This window comes from Staphylococcus pasteuri (genome assembly GCF_030547725.1).
Lineage (GTDB): Bacteria > Bacillota > Bacilli > Staphylococcales > Staphylococcaceae > Staphylococcus > Staphylococcus pasteuri.
The window spans coordinates 1-255 of record NZ_JAUOQO010000574.1; the positions used below are offsets into that span (position 1 = coordinate 1).

The 255-nt window shown below is 28.6% G+C and carries 1 pseudogene; it reads right to left on the reverse strand.

Annotated elements, in window-relative coordinates:
• A pseudogene (locus Q4528_RS14775) lies at nt 1–255 on the reverse strand (alpha/beta hydrolase); the annotation flags it as partial.

Consider the following 255-nt stretch of genomic DNA (forward strand, 5'->3'; position numbering starts at 1 on the left):
ATTGTACGGTGATATGTTTAATACCCGCTTTTTTATAAATTTTACCTAATATTTTAATTCCCTTCCCGTATTCACCAAAGGGGTCATCTTTTCCTGATATTAAAAGAATAGGCATATTGTGATTCATTTGTTTTAACGATTTTACATTTGCAGAATCCATCATGTATTTAACGGTTTGATAAATAAGTTGATTAGATACTCTGAAGCCACAATATACATCATCAATAAATTTAATAACTTCTTCTCTTTTTGTAG